Below are 20,687 nucleotides of genomic sequence, written 5' to 3'. Positions count from 1 at the left end.
AACCCGCTATTGTTTTTTTACACTCGTCCGCCTATCCAAAAACAGTTTACTGTGCTCACGACTAAAGGAAAAATAGATCATAAAGCCTATAAGCATCCAAATCACAAAACGTACCAAGGTTACCCAAGGTAAATGAGCAATTAAATAGACACAACTGAGTATTCCTAAAATAGGAACAAAAGGCATCCCGGGAGTTTTAAAAGGACGATGCATTTCCGGACGCACATAGCGTAAATATAAAACGCCGCTACAAACAATAATAAAGGCAAAAAGAGTTCCTATATTCACTAATTCCGCTAAATCACTAATAGGCACCATGGCGGACAAAGAGGCCATTAACACCCCACAAAGCAGAATAATACGTATTGGCGTCTTAGTATGCTCATTAGTCCTAGAAAAAATCTTTGGCAACAACCCATCTCGTGCCATGGCTAAAAATACCCGAGTTAAACCATAAAACATGACCAGCATCACTGTAGTCAATCCCGCTATAGCACCAACACCAATTAAGCCGGCTGCAGTTCTATACCCCAATGCCAATAGGGAGTGGCTAATAGGAGAAGAAACATTAAGTGTTGGATAATACGCTATAGCCGTTAATAGGCCTGCTACTGTAATGTATAAAATAGTACAAATAATAAGGGAGCTGAGAATTCCTCTAGGCAAATCGCGCTGAGGATTAATTGCCTCCTCTGCTGCAGTGGATATGGCATCGAAACCAATATAAGCAAAAAATATTAATGAAGCTCCCTTAATTACTCCTGACCAACCAAAAGGCATAAAGGGAGACCAATTCTCTATGCGAATTTCAGTCGATGCTATCGCAATAAATAGAAAAACAACGAAAAGTTTTATCATCACTATAACGTTATTAAAGCGAGTACTTGATTTAACCCCCATGATAAGTAACGTTGTCAAAGCAATAATAATCGCAAAAGCCAACAGATTAACAACACCACCATCCAAGGGACCATGTAAAAAATAATTGGGGACATGTATTTTCATGGACAAGAGAAAATCATTAGCATAACCACTCCAGCCAACAGATACTGCAGAAACAGAAATGGCATATTCTAAGATCAAGTCCCAACCAACTATCCAAGCAATTAATTCACCAAATCCAGCATAAGCGTAACCGTAAGCACTGCCGCACCCACCTATGGATGCAGCAAGCTCCGCATAAGATAAAGCAGCAAAAGCACAGGCGATACCCGCCACTACATAAGAAAAGATAACAGCAGGCCCCGCATAAGTAGCCGCAACGATCCCCGTAAGTATAAAGATACCTGCCCCGATGATGGCACCTACCCCTAAAAAGGTCAGATCCAGCACCGTCAGACATTTAGCTAAATGGGATTCACTATCAAATGAGTCAGCAATATCTTTTTTGCGAAAAAAGTCCATGGTAATATACTCACAGGTTTGCGACTTTATATTTCAACGCAGTAAAAAGTCAGATTAACATCCGTTACAAATAAACCTTTCATAATTAAACTCTAGCACTAAATATCCGTCAGAAGAAACCAAGAAGGGTTAAAATTTATATGAAAAGATTAAGGTCTGTTGACAATTCCATTGTTTTGGCCAAAATATCAAATTTTCCAGCGTTACAATACATGAAAACCCAAACATTTCAACCAAAGTTAACGAGCCGTCACCAGCGCTTAATTGCAAGTTCATTACTGTTTGTCTCTTTAAATGCCTTTACTGCAGAAGAGCCTCAAGCATGTAGCCACTGGCTGTCTTTTTTCAAGCCAGCTTGCCAACGCCTACATCAAATATGGACTGAAGGAGACACCGACCTCTATCTTTCTGGTTATGCCTGGCATAACCGCTATATTTATTCACGAGAAAAAATTCGTACTTACAATGAAGCAGCCTGGGGGGGCGGACTGGGTAAAAGCATCTTTGATGAGAAAGGCAATTGGCATGGACTTTATGCCCTTGCGTTCCTTGACTCTCATAAAAACGTAGAGCCTGCCGTTGGTTACGCTTATTCTAAAATACTGCAGGTCAATAAAGACATTAAGGTAGGGATAGGGTATTCCGTATTAGTTACCTCAAGAACGGATATTAATCATAACATACCGTTTCCTGGCGCAGTGCCATGGGCTACCCTATTTTTAGGGAAAGTATCTGTAGCAGCAGCTTATATTCCAGGGAATTCAAAAAATGGTAACGTATTATATATTGTTGGCAAATACACTTTTTAAATGACTCGATGAGACGATTATAACGTTCGACCTCTTTTTAGCTATGCGACTTCGCAACAAGAACTACTTTGGTAGTTCTTGTAATAATGTGCTATGTTTCCATAAGGAACTTATATTCAGGACGTCTAAAATGAAACCATTTGTAGAACAGGCTCAAATGTATGCGGGATATCATCAGAACATCACAACACGATATACCCATTTAGCAGGAGTACCCCTCATTATTCTTTCGATGATGATCCTCTTGGGATTCATTCAAATAATTATGCCTGGAGTTTTTTCCACTACGCTTGCCTGTTTAACTACTTTAGCAGTGTTAATTTATTATTTTCGCTTAAATTGGAAACTTGCTTTAGCATTAACCCCCATTTTGATCATTTTATTATTGTTTTCCAGCCTATTTAGCCATCATGGTCCAACTAAATTAGGTGTATGGGCATTCATTATTACTTTCGTTGTCGGTTGGGGTTTACAACTGTACGGCCATTATATTGAGGGAAAAAAACCTGCTTTTATGGATAATCTATCTCAAGCCCTCATCGCCCCGCTCTTTCTTACCGCCGAACTGTTTTTCATGGCCGGCTACATGAAATCACTAAAAGAGCAGATTTATGGCCCCGATGTAGTAGAGCCTAAGTAACTCATCAACTTAAAGGATGTAGCCTGGGTGAGAGCGTAGCCGTAACCCAGGCTACAATTTTCTCTTAAGTTGGCACCATTAACCGTTCAGGTCATGCCGCTAACATTTAGCCACAAAATGATTGGTTATTAATAAAACGATGCAATAAATCCAATAACCTTTCGGGTTGATCTGCTGGAGCGATATGCCCTGCCCCTCGAATCTTCACCTGAGTTAAACCTTCGGCAGCTTTAGCATAACCAGCGACCTGTCCCGCTGTACGCCAAACGCAGGTAGGAGCATTAGCAAATTGCTTTTTGCCAGGCCAATTAAGTGCCTCAAGCCATAGATCGGCACTAATGAAATTAGAATCTTTTGCATCCTCAAGGCCATTATAAATCAAGACACGAACCCCTGCTGCAAGCAACTGAGGATAAAGAGGCGCGACGGAGTCTTGCTCACCAATCTCAAGAAGGTCAGAGGCCATTTTACTAAACGACTTAAATTTTTTTATTCGTGGATCAACATGTAACGCTTTGCGTACCTCAGGACTATTTAAATACTGAATCATAGCCGAATCATCTAACTCTTTATCCGTTGCAATATTGGCTAAGTTAAGATCACCACTGACTTTTCTAATAAGGTCTTGTATCTTACTACACACTTGATTTGCTTGTCGGCTCGAAGGTGTTGCTTTATCTATTTCCTGCGTGCATTGTTGATAGAGCGCTTCTACTTTCTTGCGCGTGGTTCTATCGATCAAACCATGAGAATAGGCCATTTCCATATTAGCTCGTTGCTGTAATCGTGGGTTTACCCAGCCATCGCCTATGAGTAAACCTTTTAAATGAATTTTTTCGCCTGCCGTATTACCAGCTAAAATGCGTATTGCTAATTGCGGTAAATACTTCCCTGCATAAGATTGGCCTGCCAGATAGAGGTCTTTTGCCGCAAGCTCCGGATGACGCTGAAAAAATAGAGTTAGAGCATGATACAGCTGAGCCATTGCTTCTGCTTCATTAGCATAAGTTGTTGCTGTTCCATAAGAAAATCCGACACCTGCAGGCTGATCAATCATCAAATAATGCGCTTTTTCCGTCCAAGAAAATTTCCTTTTTGTGAGCCTTCCGTCAGTGCTAACACTATAAGGTCCATTTTCCATAAAAAAACCATACAAACTGGCGGCTCCTGGCCCACCATTAAGCCATAAAACGAGAGGAGCATCCTTAGATTTTGTACGGCTTTCAACGAACCAATAAAATAAATTCCCCGTATTAGAAGCACAGTGATCTTTAATACAATCAGGTCCCACAAGCGGCAGATAACCTGCCAGCTCCACATCGCTAATTGCCCCCAGTCCCGGGAGGTAGGAAAGTCTATCCGCTGCTTTTAAAAAGGAAAAAGGCCGAAGACTAAATGCATTCCCCATACATAAGAAGATCATACAAAGAATAAGAGCTTGTGCTTTAATTTGTTGCTTCATCTTCATCGGCGTCTAATTACTTATGTCTGCATAGACTAGTTGTATCCTGGCTGCTTGCAACCAACTAGGGAATGACTACTTACCAGCAAATTGCGGCATCACTATTTTAAAACAACGATGAATTTTAGGATTACGTTTAAAATCCTGATCTATAGTCTGGCTACTAATATCCTCTATCGCATATTTCTCTTCTAATTGAGGATCCATTTTGAATTGACGAAAATTAGTTGAAAAATAAAGAACCCCATCTGGATTAAGTAAACGCATTGCTGCGCTGATCAAAACAGCATGATCTCGTTGAATATCCAAAGTATCTTTCATCCGTTTCGAATTGGAAAAACTGGGGGGATCTAAAAAAATGACATCAAATTTGTCTCTGGTGATTTTCATCCACTCACGACAATCAAACTGAATAAATTGATGTCTGGATAAATCGATATGGTTTAGCCTAAAGTTGTCTTCGCCCCATTGTAAATAAGTATTGGAAAGATCCACATTAGTGGTCAATGCACCAGCTAGTGCAGCATGTACACTAGCACTTGCGGTATAACAAAAACAATTGAGAAAGCGAGTACCAGGCTTCAATTCTGCAAAACGTAAACGCATAGGGCGATGATCTAAAAATAAGCCCGTGTCCAAATAGTCATATAAATTAACCTTCAGCTTCGCGCGCCCCTCGGTAACAGCAATGGTCTGGCGGGTATGAGCCATTTTTTGATATTGCTCTGTACCCTTTTGTTGCTTGCGTTGTTTCATCACTAGTTTATCTACAGTCAAGCCCAAAGCGATGGGGACAACCTGCATCATTTCCAAACTACGCTTCTCTGCTTTATGTATAGGAATACTCGCTGGGGCAGCATATTCCTGTAACACAACATAATCATTATACAGATCAATAGCATAGGCATATTCAGGTATATCAGCATCGTAAACCCTATAGCAGGAAACATTACTTTTTTTAGCCCATTTCTGCAAATGTTTATAATTCTTTTGCACGCGATTCAGTAGCATTTGCGCATGGGAAGATAAGGTGCTTTCTCTTGTGCCTTTTAACTCATTTGCCGCAGATAAAGTAAAACAATAGAGCTTACATTCTAAAGGACCATTATATAGGGTGTATTGCTTATCGGATCGCAGCCCTATTGCCTTAGCCAATACCGGGTTAGATGTTAAAACAGCAGCATGCCAACCTTGATAATGACGGTGCAAAAGGGTTCCTAACTGTTGGTAAATAGGAACTAGCTCTGTAGTCGCGCCCAAACGTTCACCATAGGGTGGATTACACACCAATAAGCCTTTTTCCGCTGGCGCTTTATTATCCTGTACCGCCAAAACATCAAATGTAACTAAGGGTAAAACCCCAGCATGCCCGGCATTAGCATGGGCCAAGCTTATTGCTTTATGGTCGGAATCAGCTCCAGATAGTTTAAGAGAAAGCGGTTTTACTTGTTGTAATGCCTGAGTCCGTAATTTTTCCCATAAAGCACTCTCGTGTTGCGCCCAGTATTGCAATGATTGATCCTGCCTTAATAACCCTGGTGCAATATGAGCGGCCATCATCGCTGCTTCAATAACCAAAGTACCAGATCCACAAAAAGGATCGTGTAGACTATATCCTTGGGCCGCTAACTCAGGCCATTTCGCGCGGATCAGTAAAGCAGCAGCAACATTCTCTTTTATTGGCGCCATTCCCGCTTTATTGCGGTATCCTCGTTGATGCAAACTATATCCAGTGACGTCAAAACTAACGGTCAAAGTATCATTTTTCAAGTGAGCATGAATGCGGATCTGTGGTTTTTCTCTATCAACAGAAGGACGTGCCCCACTTAATCTACGGAAGTGATCGACTATAGCATCTTTTACTACTTGCGCCCCATACATGGTATTGCGTATATGTTCCGATGATCCATGAAACTCTACGGCTATAGATTTATCGTGAGTAAACACGGTTTGCCAATGAAATTGGGTACATAATTGATGTATCGCTTGTTCATTTGCTGCATAACCACTAAATAAAACCAATTGTACTCTGTTGGCTAAGCGTGACCATAAGCAGAGCTGATAAAGCACTGTAATATTGGCGTCACCGTAAACTCCCTGAGGACTGACTCGAGTCACCATAAGTCCCAGGCTTTTGACCTCTTCCTCTAATAAATATTCTAATCCTCTAGGACAGCTTATAAATAATGGATAATTCATTGTATAGTGGACCTTAAATAACGAAAAAGCGCTTTGGCTGCGCCCGAGTTTTTCTCTTTTAGCTGATCATCCACTGCTTTTTTAATCAACTGCCTTAATTGCTGTACGTCTTGCGGTTGATAAAGATCAATAAATTGGGTAAGCGCATCTTTCCCTTCATGAATTAATCGGTCTCGCCAAAGCTCTACTTCATGAAAATCTGCTGTGGCAGCATTGTCTTCTTCTTGCATTTTATGATAAGTCTCAAGAATGGCTTCATAGTCGGCAGCACGCATTAGCTTTCCAATTAATTGAGCCTGGCGTCTTTTTGCTCCGTGACTCTTAATCGATTTAGCATCAATAATTGCTTTACGCAAATTATCAGTAAGCGGCAGCAAGTCTAACTTGGCCAAACTGAGTTCAACAAATGCCACACCTATTTTTTGTAAGGCATCGGCTTCTCTTTTCTTTTGTGATTTACTGACTGGTTCATCCATAGCATGCACTATTATCTGTGGGACTTACGTAAAATTTCAGTTTCGCCACTAAAATCAAATTGTAATGACGAAATAGTACTTTTTTGTAAGTCTTAATCTAAAAATTGAACTGATTATACTATAGAAGCCTAAAGCCTGATACCACAGGCTTTAGAGAAGTTACATTATAAGTAAGCTCCTTCTCACTAATTTAACGTCATTTTCGGATAAGGAACTCAGATTTTACCTTGCCCGTTATCCCTCCTCAAGCCGAACGGATCGAGATAGAGACCGGATCTAATAAGCTTCTTATCCAATACTGACGTTAACTTAATGGCTTAGAATGGCTATAAGGCACAACCCCCGGGTGTTTTATCGTAGAAGTAAATGCAGTCAAACCTGCAGAATCTAAGGCTTCACGCGCCTTTTGCGCAAGATAATAATGAACGCGAGAGGAAGGATGGACATGATCCCAAAATACATATTCTTCACAATTAAGAGGCTTCGCTTTATTTTTTAGAGGCAATAAATGATCGACTCTATATTGGTTGGTCCATTAAGATAATTATTAGCCCCAATCCAAATGGTATATAAGGTGGTTGCCTTTTTACCATACGTATTCCAGTACAAATAGTCACTTACTTCTCTACCGAAGGTAAACGGTAAATTTTGCTTATAAGAAAATACCGCGCCAGTTCCGCCAACCGCGTAGTTTTGGAAACCATCGACATAATCTTGTGGAGAATAAGAGCTATAAAGTTGCTCTATCCATAACGGGCCATTTGAAAAACGGCCTTGATAATAAGGAGGGGAGATAGGTAATTTATTCCACATAAATCGGTATAAATTACCTGTATCAGAGATGCTGTCACCAAAGATAACCATGGTGTCAAAACGGTTATTTGCTACAAACAACAAATAACAATCAGAGAACAATAACTATCATTTTTTTCATACGTCCATCCTTGACTAATAGTGCAACACAGATCTTTATTAAGCCCCGTGCATCACCGAATCCATGGCTTCTTGCAAAAGGTCTATTCCGTCGCTGGAAGAGACCCAGAGACTAAAACAGGTTTCTTTGTTGGCCGCGATTTTAAATAGGTACGACCAATAGCGATTAAATTGTAAGTCAATATACAAAGTAACAGCATGTGCAACCAGGTAACGGTCAATTGAGTAAAAACAGGGATGGTAATTAACACACCGACACATCCAGCAAGACTCAAAATCATTGTTTTCTTTAAAGGGATTTTATTTTTCTGTAAAAAAACCAGCGTCGTTATAGGTTGCTGCATAGCCCCAGCAGTAGTCATAATGGGAAAGGCCACTACAGGAGAAACATTCATCACAAATAAAACACCTTGCACCATCACAAATAAACCCACGCCCACTGAAGTTAAAGCGCCGCAGATGGCTAAAGCAAAAAAGCCAACTACTAATTTCCAAGAATGCAATACCATTAAATCACCACCTACCGGCAACAAGCGAAAATAATGGGAAATCAACAGCAAAATAATTAAAGTAAAAGAGCAAATCATTGCTAGACGAATAGCCTGCTTGCTCATTTGACTCACGATAAATCCACCAACAAGCCCACCAAGGCAGGTGCCAGAAACCAAAGTTAACAAAGTAGTTAAATCGACATCAATCAGGTGCATAAAAAATAAAGACTCAATCGCACCAGGAATGACTTGCGCACCATTATTTACCGCAGGCAATTCATCATCACGAAAGGTGCCTAACAATTTAGCTAAGGTTACATTAACAGCAAAACTGCCCACCCCCAAAGTATCGGCAATAAAAGCAACAATCCCACTAAATATCAATTTGATACACTGAATAAAGGAAAGAGGCTCTGCGGGTTGTCGAGATAGTTTTAAAGCCATCATGGCAACACAAAGAACACTCAGTATTAATATACCTAGAGTAATTAAAAAAATGGTCATTCTATATCCCAATACTAAACCCAAAAAATGACAGGACAGCATTTATCGTCCTCGGACGATAAATGCTCAAAACAGTATATATCAGTTTTTTTGTCTGACGAACATCATTTAGAGTAAAAAAAATCCTGTGTGCATTATACTAACGCAACAAACAACATCCATTTATCTTATGGCGTCAACTTAAGCTTTTGTAACGTAGGTTGAACGCCATGTTGGACCAAAGGATCCAACCTACGTATCTATTCTAAAATAAGGATACTCGTGTTTGTTTTACACCGAACACTGGCTAGTTTCGACACCAACTTGGCCAAAAATATTTTTAACAAGGCCAGTATCTACTGCTAAATCTTTAGCTGCATAGATAACACCACAGGCTCCTGCTTTAAAATCAGTACTTGGAGTCCAATATTTAGTATTAGCAACGATCATCACATGATATGCCGTTTTAATACCAATACTTTGCGACAATAAATAAAATGCCTTATTAAATACGCCACTGGCAGTATGAACTATAAAGCTTTGCTGATCTTGGGGGCTCATAATATTGGCCTTAGCAAAGGCAACAATCTCATCATAACTGATAGCACAATAAGCACCGTTACTTTGAGCCAGTTGTTTATCTAAACAATCCGCAGAACTTCCATCAGAGGAAGGATAATCCATAAAACGTAAGGCCTTACCTACTGAATCACGCACTATAGTCTCACCGATACCCCAAGTGACTACGTTAGGTTGTAAATAAGCTTTACTATACAAAAGTGGTGTTTTTTCTAAAAGATATGATCTGGATGCTTGACCTGCCATATCAGACATGGACTCATTAAGAGCACCAGGTTGATCATGATATTCCAAGCCGGAATGTTGTTCGGTAAAGCCATGAGTGACCTCATGTCCAGCAATATCAAGAGAAACCAAAGGATAGAAGTCTTGACCATCACCGAAAGACATCGATTGACCATCCCAAAAAGCATTATCATAGTTTTGGCCGAAATGAACACGCATTACTAACTTCATCGGCGAACCATTAGCCAATTGTAAGGCATTTAACCCATACCAATCTTTATACATATCGACAATAGTATGACCAAAATAATAGGCGTCATTCGCTGGTGAAAAAGCACCATTGGTGTTTTCAGCCACATTATTATTACAAGGATATTGATGAGGGCTCAACCTACTGTTATTCCAATCCCAAGCAGAACCCACATTAACCAACTTGACTTTAGGATTATCCATAACGCATTGACTACCACTTTGAGTTACCTCAAGCGACGGAAGCCCATCTTTACCATACCAATATTGATGAACTTTTTCATTCCCTCCAGGGCCATGATCTAAATAATTTTTAATATTATTCCACTGTTGTATTACGGTACCAGTTTGTGCATCAATAACAAAAAAAGGCCAAGCCGGTTTACTGTCTCCTTGCACTGTTTTGAATGAAACCAAATAAACCAGTTTTAATTGCTTATCATCAGCAGGCCTGATTTGTAGCTCGCTAGCCTCTTCCTGGATTTCCGCTTGAGGATTAGCACTAAAATAAGATTTTTTAGCTAACTCTATTGCTTGTTGGGCTTTAAAAGAGGGATTAATGTCTATTTGGATGTCATTTAATAGATGTCCATTGGCTAAAGCATCTTTGGAGGCATTAATGCCCTGGTTAGTGCTCTTAGTGATCATAATTTGTGCGCCAACAACAGGAATGCCTTTATATAGTTGTTGATAACGAACTATGGTTTCATTTTCTTCCTGAGTTTGACTCACTTGTTGTAGCGAATTGGCTACCGGAGCACTATTTCTTGCCGCCGGGAAAGCTAACGAACGAGCTTGCTTTGGGGACGCCGGAGCACTCTTTGGAGTCTGCTCTAATTGAAATTGTTTTAAACTACTTACTGGAGTTTGATACAGATCAACCGCCTCTGCAGCTAAAAGCGCTTGAGAAGTAACAGCAAGTGAAAAAATTAAGCTCTTCTTGAACATAAAAATACCTTTATTATGTGCACAATGTGCCCCATGATGCCACAAAATAGAACACAATGCAATTTTTGGCTGCAACATGGCCTCATATTGCCACATCCCTATTTTAAAAAACACGTCTCCTGTTAAGCAAGCAAGCTTATGTATTTTAAGGACTTTTGTAATCGATCACGTCATAGATAACGGAGCCAATTGTCAACAACTCGAATAAGAAATATTATTAGATCTCTTGCATCACCATCAGAGGGTGCTTGGGATGTTCATAAACGAAATCAAGGATGATAATGAATATGTTTTTTAACAAAAAAGCGATAATAGTAGGATTTAGTCTATTAGCTAGTTTATCTACCTCTTTTGCTGGCCCCGTAGCTCTTTATCTGCAAAGACAAATAGAAATGGCTCAACCTTTAGTCGCTACAAAGAGCATCCGACAAGGACAATTTATTCAACTGATAGATCACAATACCCCATCATTAGGAACCTTCTCACAACGTTACTATATCGATGAAACATATAGTAAAGCTAAAAATGATCCTGTATTTTTTTATCTCTGTGGTGAGGCAGAATGTACGAAAAGAGCCCTCAATGGTGCCATTCGTAACTATGCACAAAAATATCATGCTAAATTAGTTGCTTTGGAACATCGATATTACGGCGAAAGTATTCCACTCAATACTTTTTCCACTACCGACTTGCGTTATTTAACTACGGAACAGGCTCTGGATGACCTGGCTTATTTCCAACGTCATTTACAAAAGAGCAACAAGTGGAATGGTAAGTGGATAGCCTTTGGCGGCTCTTATCCAGGCTCCTTATCCGCCTATTACCGTCTGAAATTCCCTTATTTAGTGGTAGGCTCTCTCGCCTCATCGGCGCCAGTGATGGCCAAAGAAGATTTCTTTGAATACGATACTCACGTCACCCACGTTGCCGGATCGCAGTGTGCAATGCAAATACGTCACGTAGTGAGGGAGGTTGAGGCGACATTGAATAATAAAGCCAAATTCAAGCAAATGAAGGCTTTGTTTGACGCATCCGCTGTCAATGACCCTGTAGATTTCTTATATCTTATAGCAGATACGGCAGCTGCTGCCGTACAATATGGCAAAAGAGACATTTTTTGTTCTGCTTTATCCTCTAGTCCAACGCCGCTAGAGGGCTATGCCGAATTTGCTAAAAAGCTGTATCACGAAATGAAGGTATCCGCGGTAGAAATGACCGCTCAAGGGGCAATGAGTGAAGATCCTGGCGATTATAAAAAAGGCGTAGGAATGAGACAATGGTACTATCAATCATGTACGGAATACGGTTATTGGCAAAATGCCAATCCAGATAGGCAACAATCTACGCGCTCAGCCTTAATTGACTTGGCCTATCACCACCAAGTATGCCACCGTTTATTTGGATTAAATGAACCAGCCCAAACAGCCTCGTTAAATAACTCATTCTATTACCCACTGATGGATGCTTTGGTTTCCAATATCTATTTCACCAACGGAGAAAATGATCCCTGGTCGCTTTTATCTTTAGCGGAAAAAAATGGCAATGCCGTTAATGAAAAACTGAACTATTACCTGATTGAGGGAAGTGCCCATTGCGATGATTTGCATTCGCCCGCAGCAACGGATTCAGAATCCTTACAAGAAGCACGTAACACTATGGAGTCGTTAATTGCGGTATGGCTCAAATCCTAAATGTTATAGCAAATTACCGGCGAAAGCCGGTATCCATAACCCAATGGCTGCGAGCCACTTCCTATAATAGCCATGGAGCAATAGGAGAAAACACGATACCCATTAGCAAGTCGTAATGATGCAGGGTTTGCACCGAGATACCAGTTAATTGTGCCAGATCTTTTACGAACCATTGAGTCATTGTATTTCCTCCTTATTGGCAAAGATAAGGTATATAGCAACAATAGAGTCAAGCATTTTATCGGCACTAGGCAAATAGCAACGAACAGTTTTTTTATTAGTCCTTAGCGGATGTAACCAAGCAAATTTGGTTTAATTTAATAACAATTTAAAATAATGTATTTTCCCTTGGTAGCGATTACTTAAGGAGGAATAATACTGGTGCATGGTAATCACGAGGGTATTACAGAATAAACCCCAAAATTGAAAAAGCTAGGCATCTGACCAACCCGTTCGTGCTGAGGAGGGGGTAACCCCATCGCGAAGCATCCACCAAGCCAAAAATCTTGTGCGTATGCTTCGAAAAAAAGCGCCTCCTCAGCACGAACGGCTCCGAAATAGGTGACATTCTTATCCAAAACCGACTTTAATTTAACGATGATGAGAGATAGACTTTTCTCGTTCCTTCCTCAACCTGACAGCTCTGGATCAAAATGGCTCAAGCGATACTCTAAAACACCCGCTCTAATCATCAAAATAAATATCACTAATATCCATAGGATAATATTCATTCCACAATTTGATAATCAAATCATCAAGATAACTAGGAAAAGGATGATATCCAGGCCTTAATTGATTTTCTATGAGCAATTGGGCTCCTAAATTATGAGCATAAAAAATAGGATCAATAAAATGTAATAGCGTAGGGTGTTTTAAGGAAAAATTAATTGCCATTCGCTTACATAATACTTTTTCATCTGTAAAATTAGGGCCAATTTCATCAGCAACGCCCATATTGGCAATAATGGCCTGTGGACAACTATCCGAACTAAGCCATTGCGATAAGATATGGTGCTGCCCTGTTGCTGTTACCAAACAAAAGGCGTTTTTGGCACCATTTCTGATAGCGTCTTTTTGCGCGACATGCAAGGCATTAACTCCCATTTTTCTAGCATGATCTAATTGTTTTTCAGATTGATCCACAACCGTGATATGGGGTGTTTCTTTTAATAGATACTTCACTATTCCCCGTCCCACTTTACCAAAACCAAACACCATAAATGACTCATTTGCGATATCTTGGCCGGTTCTTTCTTTAAAAGCTCTGATAAAGCTCTCGCCCGTGCCATACATCCCTTCTAATTTTTTTAGATTAGAATCATCGACATTGATTACCGGAAAAGAGGTTTTAGTTTTTTTAAAAACCTCTCCGCCGCTTTGCGTGAGTTCAACTAATCCTTTAGTAACCGTTACCTTAGACATATCCATGACTTCGGCACAACAATCCAAGGCAATATCAAACTCTCCGGCAATTTCCTCATGTTGCGGAATATAAGTTACCCCCAATTTATTTAATAAAGCGACGATATTGGCTTCCGGTTGATTCGACACAAATTTAACTTGCGTTACAGTCACATTCGCCCCGGCAGCTAATAAAGACTCCAGCTTAACTAAAGTTTCATAAGTAAGAGGGATGTTATGTAAAATCTTCACTCCGGCTAAAGGCTTTGTTTTAGACCACAACCGCTTTAAATTATCTAATAACCGCGCCTTTATATCCGTAAATACTGCAGAATTATGGTGTTCTAAAAGAGATAGCTGCTCATTGCTTAACATAATACTCGACAAATCCTTTGATAAAAGTGAGCTTATAATATCCTTTTGCTACAAACAAAAAAACTAGCTTTGATGATATTTAATCTTCTTAGTTGTAAACATAAGGCGCCCCACAGAGAAAGGAATAACACGAAAAATAATAGACCTCTTTCCAAACTCGCTGTAGTGAGGAAAGAGGTCTATTTAAAATCGACCACTACGAAAATCATCCATTGCCTGAGCTATCTCTTGTTGCGTATTCATCACAAAAGGACCATAACGCACTATAGGTTCATGAATCTTGGCCGCAGCAATCAGCAGGCAACGACTTTCTTGATCCCCCTTTAATGTCACGACGTCACCGGTACCAAGGTTTGCTAGAACGTGTTGTTGAACCTTACGTCCAGCAATGCTCACTTCTCCCGATAGGACAAATAAAATGGACTGATAGTCCCGAGGAATTCGCTGCTTCGCACGACTACCTGCTGGCAAGCTCATATCAAAAAACAAAGGATGTGTTGCTATATTATTAATAGGGGAACTCGTTCCCTGATCCGTTCGGCCAGCAATAACTTTAATAACGACTCCCGAATCCATCGTTTCAACAGGTAATTGTTCCTGAGCTATTTCTTGATAACGCGGTTCACTCATTTTCTGTGCAGCAGGTAAATTTAACCACATCTGTAATCCTTGTAATCTGCCACTGGAGGAGGAAGGCATTTCAGAATGAATAATTCCCTTACCTGCTGTCATCCACTGCACACCTCCACTATTGATAGCCCCTTTATGACCTTGATTATCTTCATGCGCAATAATTCCATGAATTAAATAAGTGATGGTCTCAAAACCACGATGAGGATGAGGAGGGAAACCCGCTATATAATCTAAAGAATCACTACTATCGAAATAATCAAAAAGCAAAATGGGCTCAAATGCATTAGTCTGCTCTACCCCTATATAACGATGTAACTTAACTCCTGCACCCTCACGCACTAAAGTCCCTTTAACTAATTGCCTTATCCTTATTTCTTGCATATCAACACGCCATTACTATTGTTACTCTAAGCATAGTTCAAAATATCCGTCTTTCCTATTAGACTTCGAGGCAAAACAATCTGGGATACCGCTTAAAACGTGCTAGAATAACAGCCTAAAACCAAGAGGTAGCTATGAAATCTATTATAAAATATGTGTACTTAACTCTGATATTGATGACAATAACATCGATAAGTCAGGCCGATGTTTTATTAAAAGATACCCATGGTCAAAGTACCTCATTTTCAGCGCTCAAAGGAAAATGGGTACTTATTAACTACTGGGCCAGTTGGTGTCAAACCTGCGTTGATGAAATTCCAGAATTTAATCGCTTTTACAAACGTCATAAAGAAGAATCCGTCGCTTTATATGCAGTAAACTTCGATGCATTACCCTTATTTCAACAAAGGAATCTGATTAAGCGATTTAATATCAATTATCCTAATTTACTGAAAGATCCCTCCAACGAATTACGTCTTGGTGACATCACAGGGGTACCAGTAACCTTTATTTTTAACCCTCAAGGACGATTGGTTAAAACCTTATATGGTGGACAAACGGCAAAAACACTGGAGCAAGTGATCGCAGCAAATAGCTGATAAGGTCGGGCAACAAATTGCCCAATGGCGCTACCTTAAGCCTGGATGAGCGCAGCGTAATCCGGGATTTCAGTGCACTGAGCTAGGGTATTCCCGTATTATGCTGCACTAATACGGGCTACGATTTTTTCTTCCTTTTATTAAGGTAGCGCCATTGGGCAATTTGTTGCCCGACGCAGCGGTAAACTACTTGCGGCAATTAGTACTCACATCCTAGAGGTAGACTGTACCAAATCATTTGTGTTCGAAGAGTCACTAGGGGCAGTACTCGAAGAAGCACTCGAAAAACAAGAAGAAATCGTCGAGGCCAATGCAGAAAACCCATTTTTAATGGCATAGCCTATTCCAGATGAAATTGCCCAAAAGCCACCTTGTTTATAACCATAAATTTTAAAATAAAGATCCATTTTTTCTTTATCCAGATGCTCATCAAAAAGAGTAATGTTCTCTTTAATCTTTTCTATTTCCTGAAGCAACACCTCTCCAATGCTTGTATCAATAAGTTCACGTAATTGTTCTGTACTTGTTAATGGTGCTAAGGTAGTTATCATTTCTTGAACAGCGGGAACATTATTAAGTGCATGGTTTCGTTGCTGTTCCACATTAACATCACCAAGAACCCAAAGACAGCTTTTTGATAAATTTTCAAGAGCACTAGAGTGTTCAGCATAGGCATATTGTCTTTGAGCTAATTGATAAGAACCATAAGCAAAACCAGCTATAGCAACTAGAGTAAATGGCAAAAAATACGATAAAAGAAGGGCAGCAATTCCTATTGCAAAACCAGCAGTCATTTTTATATCAATACTTTGTAAATTAGCTAGTCTTTCCTTAACTGATTGAGCACAGGAAGTAATTAACTGAGTATGTAATGGGTCATTGGGATTAAATTTCACTTTTCTAGCGAGATATTCAGCCAAAGTTAACTCATGCTCTATCAAAATGTTCGATGGTTTTGTAAAAAAGTGAGGCATCATTACTCCTTAGTTATTACATAAATCAATAATTCCAGGAATAATACTATATGATCATATTTAAATCTACATGATTTTTTGATGATCATTATGGAGCATAACATTGCCCCCGTTAACTATCGCTGTAAGTCGATGTTAATTCATAAAAAAACAATAAGCCCAATAAAGAACCATATGGGATTTTTTTTAACAACCCAACACTATTTAAAATAGCCTTTCATGTAACGAACCAGTATTTCTCTATAAATAACTACCAATAGAAATAGTCTGAGCAGGAGGCAAATGGAAAAACTCTATACTGAGTTGAGAGTTGCGTAACAAAAGGCTAAAGAGTCTTTTCTGCCAATTAAAAAATCGCGGATACTTTTTTTTGCCCACAGCAAAGTGGATGATTTCAACCAAGAATGTGGCTGAACAAATATTCAAAGGAAAAGGAAAGATTTTATTTTTCACTCCCGCATCAAGCGTGCGAGGAACATTAATAGACTGCATAAAACCATAGTGTAGTGTCAAATTATAATAGCCATCTATTAATGAAGTTAACTCATAACGATTCTGCTCTCTAACAAAGGGGAAATCATCAACAACAACTTTAACAATCAAAGTATTTTTGGGCATAATATGATTTAGCTTCACATAATTTAAGAAGCTACTAGCACTGTTATCATAAGGGTCTGTAACAAAAATCACCGTTAAATCATCTATAGCTTTAAGTTGGGATCTATCCATGCCCTTAATGATTTCGGCTAATGGCGCTTTATTCTTATAAAAATAAGTTCTAACTATCTGCATGCCTCTTTGCCAGGTAATCATCAAAGTACTAATCAGAGCGGCAAAAACTAAAGGAATCCATGCTCCCTCATCAATTTTAGGAATATTTGCTCCAAGAAAAATAAGATCGATGATAATGAGTGGTAAAAAAATTAATCCTATTTTGGTATAAGTCCATTTCCATAACTTTAAGGCGACAAAAAATACCAACACAGCAACAATAAGCATTACCAAATTTACGGCCATGCCAAAGGCTGCAGCTAAACCATCAGAGCTTTCGAATATAACTACAAGCAGTAGTGTACCTAAAGCAATAAAGAAGTTGACTTGGGGAACATAAACTTGCCCAGTCTCTTTTTTAGAGGTATGAATAATGGACAGACGAGGACATATCTCCAATAAGATCCCTTGCCTGGCCATAGAAAAGCTCGCGGAAATCACTGCCTGTGACGCAATAATCGTTGCGAAAGTAGCGATGACTAATAAAGGATAGGCAAACCATGAAGGAGCTAATGAGTAAAATAAGTTTGAAACAGCTTCTGGATGACTTAGAACATTAGCTCCTTGTCCGAAGTAATTAAGTAACAAAGAAGGAAGGGCAATAAAAAACCATCCGATGCGAATAGGATTTTTGCCAAAATGCCCCAGATCAGCATACATTGCCTCCGCACCAGTAATAACTAAAAAGATACCACCCAAGAGCAAGTAAGCATGCCAACCGCCCTGATAAAGAAAATCAACGGCATAAAAAGGATTAATTGCTTTTAAAACCACGGGATTATGGGAAATAGCTATAGCTCCCAAAATAGCAATGGTTATAAACCAACACAACAAGATAGGCCCAAATAAAATGCTGATAGCATTAGTCCCAAAACGTTGACAAAGAAAAAGGATTAAAAGAATAACAAAAGCGATTGGCATAATAAGATGGGAAAAATGCGGTGAAATAACATGTAAACCCTCAATAGCACTAATCACAGAAATAGCTGGGGTAATCATGCCATCGCCGAGAAGCAAGCCCGCACCAATCATCCCCATTAGAAAAAGAATGTGTGGAAATTTTTTGTTTTGTCGTTTTAATAACGATAATAACGCTAAGATGCCACCCTCACCATCATTGTCTGCACGCAAAAAAACGGTCACATAGCCGGTAGAAATCACTAAAATAAGAGACCAAAAGACTAAAGATAACACCCCATAAACATGGAGTGGGGTAACATCGACTTTAGTCAATACTTGCTGCAATGCATATAATGGACTTGTCCCAAGATCACCATAAACGATACCAAGAGCACCTAAAGTTAAGGCTGCAGTCTTTGTGTTATTCTTCATTACTATCCCTGGTCAATAATTTCTTTATTCCTAATTTTGCTCCGCTTCCATGGCAAATAAGCGTTGTTTTTGCGCCTTAGTAATCCTGATCTTTAGCAGCCAGTCCCCTTCTTCAGTGATGGACTCTGTTAGCACTGAACCCAATTGATATAATTGCGATCTTAATTTGGCTTGAGAAGATTTAATTAATACCTCTTCTGTCAGAATCGTCCCATGTAATTGAGCGGCAATGGCTTCTTTCAAAAGATCCAACCCCAGACCAGATGCGGCGGAGATCCATACTTTACAAGCACCCTCAGTATAATCTACCTTCGGCTGCCATCCTTCTTGTAAATCAATTTTGTTAAAGACTTGAATAACAGGAATATCCCTAACCCCTAACTCCTCTAATACTTTTTGTACGGCTAAGACCATGTCTCGCCAGTAAGGATCCGATATGTCGATCACATGTAATAATAAATCGGCCTGTTGTGTTTCTTCTAAAGTAGCACGGAAGGCCTCAACTAAATGATGAGGTAGGTCGCGAATAAATCCTACGGTATCCGCTAGTATGGCGGCAGAAGCACCAGGCAAATCCAATTTACGCATAGTAGGGTCTAGGGTTGCAAATAATTGATTGGCAACGTAAATATCCTCACCCGTCAGAGAGTTAAATAAGGTTGACTTCCCTGCGTTAGTATAGCCGACTAAAGAAACCGTTGATAAATCAGCCTTGCGCCGTGACTGCCGGTTTTGATCCCGACTACTACGAACTTTTTCTAAACGTTTATTGATGGCTCGAATGCGATCGCGTAGCAAACGTCTGTCCGTTTCTAATTGTGTTTCTCCTGGACCACGTAAACCAATTCCCCCCTTTTGTCGTTCTAAGTGAGTCCAACCACGAATAAGGCGAGTCGATAAATGTTGTAATTGAGCCAATTCAACTTGCAGTTTACCTTCAAAGGTACGCGCCCTTTGCGCGAAAATATCTAGAATTAATCCACTGCGATCGACTACACGACATTCGAACAACCGCTCCAGATTTCGTTCTTGTGATGGGGACAACTCATGATTGACCAAAACTAATTCTGCATTATGCGCTTTAACCAACTGGCTAATCTCTTCTGCTTTACCTTTTCCTACATAATACTTTGCATCAGGAGTAGCTCGAGTTCCTAAGACGCAATCCAATACCTCGGCATTCGCTGATAGAGCCAATTCCTCAAATTCAGTCAATGCCTCATCAGCGTCAATGCCTGGTACTGCTAATTGCACTAATATCGCGCGCTCACCACCTTGCGGACGTTCAAACACTATGCTACACCCCAAAAACAAATTAGCTTAGTCTGCCACAGATCCGTCTTCCCCACCAGTCGCATCATCCATAGGTACTTTCACCATACGAGAAGGAACCACTGTAGATATAGCATGCTTATAAACCATTTGCGTTATGGAGTTTTTCAGCATAACTACATACTGATCAAATGAATCAATGACACCATGCAATTTAATACCATTCACTAAGAAAACAGACACAGGCACTTTTTCTTTGCGTAATTCATTTAGGAATGGATCTTGTAATAAATGATTTTTAGACATTGCCTACTCCTTATTGTTATTGTAATTATTTAAGGCAAAAAAGGAATCTATCTA

At 39.7% G+C, this 20,687-nt stretch carries 18 protein-coding genes; 4 read left to right on the top strand and 14 right to left on the bottom strand.

What is annotated here, in order from left to right:
* Nucleotides 1–6: 6 nt before the first annotated feature.
* Nucleotides 7–1,404 carry an amino acid permease gene (locus tag LFA_RS00140; RefSeq protein ID WP_045094390.1) on the bottom strand — a complete coding sequence of 466 codons (1,398 nt, stop codon included), beginning with the start codon at nt 1,402–1,404 and terminating at the stop codon, nt 7–9.
* A 212-nt stretch (nt 1,405–1,616) separates the two neighbouring features.
* Here LFA_RS00140 and pagP point away from each other — a divergent pair, with 212 nt between their 5' ends.
* Together pagP and LFA_RS00130 are read left to right on the top strand one after the other, a co-directional pair.
* Nucleotides 1,617–2,213 carry a lipid IV(A) palmitoyltransferase PagP gene (pagP, locus tag LFA_RS00135; RefSeq protein ID WP_045097302.1) on the top strand — a complete coding sequence of 199 codons (597 nt, stop codon included), beginning with the start codon at nt 1,617–1,619 and terminating at the stop codon, nt 2,211–2,213.
* 130 nt (nt 2,214–2,343) lie between these two features.
* Nucleotides 2,344–2,853, top strand: a complete 510-nt coding sequence (locus tag LFA_RS00130; RefSeq protein WP_045094389.1) for an Mpo1 family 2-hydroxy fatty acid dioxygenase — start codon at nt 2,344–2,346, stop codon at nt 2,851–2,853.
* Nucleotides 2,854–2,959: 106 nt separating this feature from the next.
* Here the strand turns inward: LFA_RS00130 and LFA_RS00125 are convergent, their stop codons facing one another.
* The 7 genes from LFA_RS00125 to LFA_RS00095 form a co-directional block, all read right to left on the bottom strand.
* Nucleotides 2,960–4,321: a S10 family peptidase gene (locus LFA_RS00125; RefSeq protein WP_231865878.1), complete on the bottom strand. Its 1,362-nt coding sequence runs from the start codon at nt 4,319–4,321 to the stop codon at nt 2,960–2,962.
* Between the two features lie 69 nt (nt 4,322–4,390).
* Entirely contained in the window at nt 4,391–6,514 is a 2,124-nt protein-coding gene (rlmKL, locus tag LFA_RS00120; protein WP_045094387.1) for a bifunctional 23S rRNA (guanine(2069)-N(7))-methyltransferase RlmK/23S rRNA (guanine(2445)-N(2))-methyltransferase RlmL, read from the bottom strand.
* On the bottom strand, nt 6,511–6,990 hold the full coding sequence (gene yjgA / locus LFA_RS00115; protein WP_045094386.1) for a ribosome biogenesis factor YjgA: 480 nt from the start codon (nt 6,988–6,990) through the stop codon (nt 6,511–6,513). The genes rlmKL and yjgA overlap by 4 nt, the downstream gene beginning before the upstream one ends.
* A 304-nt stretch (nt 6,991–7,294) precedes the next feature.
* Entirely contained in the window at nt 7,295–7,495 is a 201-nt protein-coding gene (locus LFA_RS00110) for a hypothetical protein (RefSeq protein ID WP_045094385.1), read from the bottom strand.
* Entirely contained in the window at nt 7,486–7,905 is a 420-nt protein-coding gene (locus LFA_RS00105; protein WP_052673791.1) for an SGNH/GDSL hydrolase family protein, read from the bottom strand. Before LFA_RS00105 ends, LFA_RS00110 begins: the two co-directional genes overlap by 10 nt.
* Nucleotides 7,906–8,006: 101 nt before the next feature.
* Nucleotides 8,007–8,918, bottom strand: a complete 912-nt coding sequence (locus LFA_RS00100; RefSeq protein WP_045094384.1) for a sulfite exporter TauE/SafE family protein — start codon at nt 8,916–8,918, stop codon at nt 8,007–8,009.
* A 270-nt stretch (nt 8,919–9,188) separates the two neighbouring features.
* Nucleotides 9,189–10,898 (bottom strand): M4 family metallopeptidase, encoded by a 1,710-nt coding sequence (locus tag LFA_RS00095; protein WP_045097300.1) that lies wholly within the window; start codon nt 10,896–10,898, stop codon nt 9,189–9,191.
* 281 nt (nt 10,899–11,179) lie between these two features.
* Here LFA_RS00095 and LFA_RS00090 point away from each other — a divergent pair, with 281 nt between their 5' ends.
* Nucleotides 11,180–12,589: a S28 family serine protease gene (locus LFA_RS00090; protein WP_231865877.1), complete on the top strand. Its 1,410-nt coding sequence runs from the start codon at nt 11,180–11,182 to the stop codon at nt 12,587–12,589.
* Nucleotides 12,590–13,273: 684 nt separating this feature from the next.
* On the opposite strand, the gene LFA_RS00085 is transcribed toward LFA_RS00090, so the two are convergent.
* Nucleotides 13,274–14,365: an NAD-binding protein gene (locus tag LFA_RS00085; RefSeq protein WP_052673790.1), complete on the bottom strand. Its 1,092-nt coding sequence runs from the start codon at nt 14,363–14,365 to the stop codon at nt 13,274–13,276.
* Between the two features lie 183 nt (nt 14,366–14,548).
* Entirely contained in the window at nt 14,549–15,379 is an 831-nt protein-coding gene (locus tag LFA_RS00080; protein WP_045094383.1) for a pirin family protein, read from the bottom strand.
* A gap of 134 nt (nt 15,380–15,513) precedes the next feature.
* Between LFA_RS00080 and LFA_RS00075 the strand changes: the two genes are divergently transcribed.
* Nucleotides 15,514–15,978 (top strand): TlpA disulfide reductase family protein, encoded by a 465-nt coding sequence (locus tag LFA_RS00075; RefSeq protein ID WP_045094382.1) that lies wholly within the window; start codon nt 15,514–15,516, stop codon nt 15,976–15,978.
* Between the two features lie 206 nt (nt 15,979–16,184).
* On the opposite strand, the gene LFA_RS00070 is transcribed toward LFA_RS00075, so the two are convergent.
* The 4 genes from LFA_RS00070 to hfq all read right to left on the bottom strand — a co-directional run bounded on the left by LFA_RS00070 (nt 16,185) and on the right by hfq (nt 20,633).
* Nucleotides 16,185–16,955: a hypothetical protein gene (locus LFA_RS00070; protein ID WP_157010234.1), complete on the bottom strand. Its 771-nt coding sequence runs from the start codon at nt 16,953–16,955 to the stop codon at nt 16,185–16,187.
* Between the two features lie 237 nt (nt 16,956–17,192).
* Nucleotides 17,193–19,055 (bottom strand): potassium transporter Kup, encoded by a 1,863-nt coding sequence (locus LFA_RS00065; protein WP_045094380.1) that lies wholly within the window; start codon nt 19,053–19,055, stop codon nt 17,193–17,195.
* 30 nt (nt 19,056–19,085) lie between these two features.
* Nucleotides 19,086–20,348, bottom strand: coding sequence for a ribosome rescue GTPase HflX (gene hflX, locus LFA_RS00060; RefSeq protein WP_045094379.1), 1,263 nt, complete (start codon nt 20,346–20,348; stop codon nt 19,086–19,088).
* A gap of 27 nt (nt 20,349–20,375) precedes the next feature.
* Nucleotides 20,376–20,633, bottom strand: coding sequence for an RNA chaperone Hfq (gene hfq, locus LFA_RS00055; protein ID WP_045094378.1), 258 nt, complete (start codon nt 20,631–20,633; stop codon nt 20,376–20,378).
* Nucleotides 20,634–20,687 lie beyond the last annotated feature (54 nt).

This window comes from Legionella fallonii LLAP-10 (assembly GCF_000953135.1).
GTDB classification, from domain to species: Bacteria; Pseudomonadota; Gammaproteobacteria; order Legionellales; family Legionellaceae; genus Legionella; species Legionella fallonii.
The sequence above is the reverse complement of the archived record's forward strand: the minus strand, read 5'-3'. Positions and strand labels throughout refer to the sequence as shown.